Source organism: Micromonospora sp. WMMA2032 (assembly GCF_002688545.1).
GTDB classification, from domain to species: domain Bacteria; phylum Actinomycetota; class Actinomycetes; order Mycobacteriales; family Micromonosporaceae; genus Micromonospora; species Micromonospora sediminicola.
This window is the reverse complement of sequence record NZ_CP024052.1, coordinates 1,228,265-1,231,519: the sequence shown is the minus strand read 5'-3', so window position 1 is coordinate 1,231,519 and position 3,255 is coordinate 1,228,265. Positions and strand designations below refer to the sequence as shown.

The window sequence follows — 3,255 nt, the reverse complement described above, 5'->3', positions numbered from 1 at the left end:
CGCCCACGTACGGAGTAGATGATGTCCACGTCCGCAGACAAGGTCGTCGAGGCGCTTCGGGCCTCCCTCAAGGAGACCAGCCGGCTCAAGCAGCTCAACCAGCAGTTGACCGCGGCGGCCCGGGAGCCGATCGCGATCGTCGCGATGTCCTGCCGCTACCCCGGCGGGGTGTCCACCCCGGAGCAGCTGTGGGACCTGGTCGACGGCGGCGGTGATGCGATCGGCGGCTTCCCCACCGACCGGGGCTGGGACCTGGCCAACCTCTACGACCCGTCCGCCGACCGGTCCGGCCGCTCCACCACCCAGCAGGGCGGCTTCCTCTACGACGCGGCCGGGTTCGACGCCGAGTTCTTCGGCATCTCGCCCCGCGAGGCCCTCGCCATGGACCCGCAGCAACGGCTGCTGCTGGAGACCTCCTGGGAGACGTTCGAGAGCGCCGGCATCGCCCCGTCCTCGGTACGCGGGCAGAAGGTCGGCGTGTTCGTCGGCACCGCCGCCAACGGCTACGGCGTCGGCGCCGACGGCGGCGCGCTGGACGCCGACGAGGGCTACCTGCTCACCGGCACCGTCACCAGCGTCGTCTCCGGCCGGATCGCCTACGCGCTGGGCCTGGAGGGGCCGGCCGTCAGCGTGGACACCGCCTGCTCCTCGTCGCTGGTCGCGCTGCACCTGGCCGCGCAGGCGCTGCGGGCCGGCGAGTTCGACCTGGCCCTCGCGGGCGGCGTGACCGTGATGGCCAGCCCCAGCGCGTTCGTCGGTTTCTCCCGCCAGCGCGGGCTCGCCTCCGACGGGCGGTGCAAGTCGTTCGCCGCCGCCGCCGACGGCACCGGCTGGGCCGAGGGCGTCGGTCTGCTGCTCGTCGAACGGCTCAGCGACGCCCGCCGCCACGGCCACCCGGTGCTCGCCGTGCTGCGCGGCAGCGCGATCAACTCCGACGGCGCGTCCAACGGACTCACCGCCCCGAACGGACCGTCGCAGCAGCGGGTCATCCGCCAGGCGTTGAGCAACGCCCGGCTCGACACCGGCGACGTCGACGCGGTCGAGGCGCACGGCACCGGCACCACGCTCGGCGACCCGATCGAGGCCCAGGCGCTGCTCGCCACGTACGGGCAGGACCGGGACGGGCACGACCCGCTCTGGCTCGGCTCGGTCAAGTCGAACCTCGGGCACAGCCAGTCCGCCGCCGGCGTCGCCGGTGTGATCAAGATGGTGCAGGCGATGCGGCACGGGCGGCTGCCCGCGACGCTGCACGTCGACACGCCGTCGCCGCACATCGACTGGTCCGCCGGCGCGGTGTCCCTGCTCACCGAGGCCCGCCCGTGGCCGCGGGTGGAGCGGCCGCGCCGGGCCGCGGTGTCCTCGTTCGGCATCAGCGGCACCAACGCCCACGTCATCCTGGAACAGGCCGACCCCGCGCCCGCCCCGACGCCCGACGACGAGCGGCCCGCCCTGGTCGCCGGCCCGGCCACCGTCTGGTCGCTGTCCGCCCGCTCCGCCGAGGCGCTGCGCGAGCAGGCCGCCCGCCTGGCCCGCCACGTCCGCGACCACGCCGACCTCGACCCGGCCCGACTGGCCTGGTCACTGGCCACCACCCGGTCGGTCTTCGAGCACCGCGCGGCCGTGGTGGCCGCCGACCCGGCGCAGCTGCTCGCCGGCCTCGACGCCGTCGCCGCCGGCACGCCCACCGCCGCCGTCGTCAGCGGCCAGGCCGGCGAGGCGGGCGAGGGACCGGTCTGGGTGTTCCCCGGCCAGGGCGCCCAGCACGCCGCCATGGCAGCCGAGCTGATCGGCGCCTGCCCGGTCTTCGACGACGCCCTCGCCGAGTGCCAGGCCGAACTGGACCGCTGGCTCGACGTCGACGTGGCCGCCGTGCTCACCGGCGCCGACGACACCTGGCTGACCCGCTCCGAGGTGGCCCAGCCGGCGCTGTTCGCCGTCGGCGTGGCCCTGGCCCGGCTGTGGCGGCACGCCGGCGTGAGCCCGCGCGCCGTGATCGGCCACTCCCAGGGCGAGATCGTCGCGGCGCACGTGGCCGGCGCGCTGACCCTGGCCGACGCGGTGACGGTGCTGGCGCTGCGGCTGCGGGCGCTGGCCGACGTCGCCGGCACCGGGACCATGGCCGCGGTCGACCTGCCGGCCGCCGAGCTGACCGCCCGCCTGCCCGAGGGCGTCACCGTGTCCGTGGTCAACGGCCCCGCCACCACCGCCGTGGCCGGGCCGTCGCAGGCGGTCGCCGACCTGGTCGCCGCGCTGGTCGCCGACGGGGTACGGGCCCGACTGGTGGCCGTGGACTACGCCTCGCACTCCCCGGCCGTGGCGCCGGTCGCCGACCGTCTCCGCACCGAACTGGCCGGCCTGACCCCCCGCGACGGCGACGTGCCGATCATCTCCACGGTCACCGGCGACTGGCTCGCCGGCGCCCGGCTCGACGCCGACCACTGGGCCGACAACCTGCGCCTGCCGGTGCTGTTCGACGCCGCCGTGCGGACCGCGATCGCCGCCGGGCACACCGACTTCGTCGAGGTGTCCCCGCACCCGGTGCTCACCATGTCGGTGGCGGCCGTCCTGGACGACACCGGCACCACCGGCCGCGCGCTGGCCACGCTGCGCCGGGGCGAGGACGCCCGGCTGCGGCTGCTGACCAGCCTCGCCCACGCCCACGCCGAGGGACTGCCGGTCGACCTGCGCCGGGTCCTCGCCCCCGCGCCGGTCCTCACCGGCCTGCCCACGTACGCGTTCCAGCGCCGGCGCTACTGGCCGGAGCGGATGGCCGCCGGCAACGCCGGGCCGGTCGGACCGGACGTGGTCGACGTGGAGTTCTGGTCGGCGGTGGAACGCGCCGACGTCGCCGCCCTCACCGCCGGGGACGCCGACCCGCAGGTGCTCGCCCCGGCGCTGCCGCTGCTGTCGTCGTGGCGCCGCGCCCGCCTCCAACGGGCCGTGCTGGACGGCTGGTCGTACCGGGTGGTGTGGCAGCCGGCCGCCCCGGCGACCGGCGCCACCGTCACCGGTGACCTGCTGGTGCTGCGCCCGGCCGACGACGCCCGCGTGGACGCCTGGCTGGAGTCGCTCGCCGCCGCCCTGCCCGACGGCGCGGCACTGCGCACACTGGCCGTCGACCCGGCCCGCGCCACCCGGGCGGAGCTGGCGGCCCGGCTCGCCGACGAGCCGGGCGGACCGGCGGTGATCGTGTCCCTGCTCGGGCTGGCCGAGACCGACCATCCCGGGCACCCCGGCGTCCCCACCGCCGTGGTC

The 3,255-nt window shown here is 76.8% G+C and carries 1 protein-coding gene (running past one end of the window); it reads left to right on the top strand.

What is annotated here, in order from left to right; all coding sequences use genetic code 11:
- Positions 1 to 21: 21 nt before the first annotated feature.
- Positions 22 to 3,255: the beginning of a type I polyketide synthase gene (locus CO540_RS05190; protein ID WP_099164598.1), read on the top strand. It continues 26,373 nt past the right edge of the window; 3,234 of the gene's 29,607 nt are visible here — the first part of the coding sequence; its start codon is at positions 22 to 24; its stop codon lies beyond the right edge, outside the window.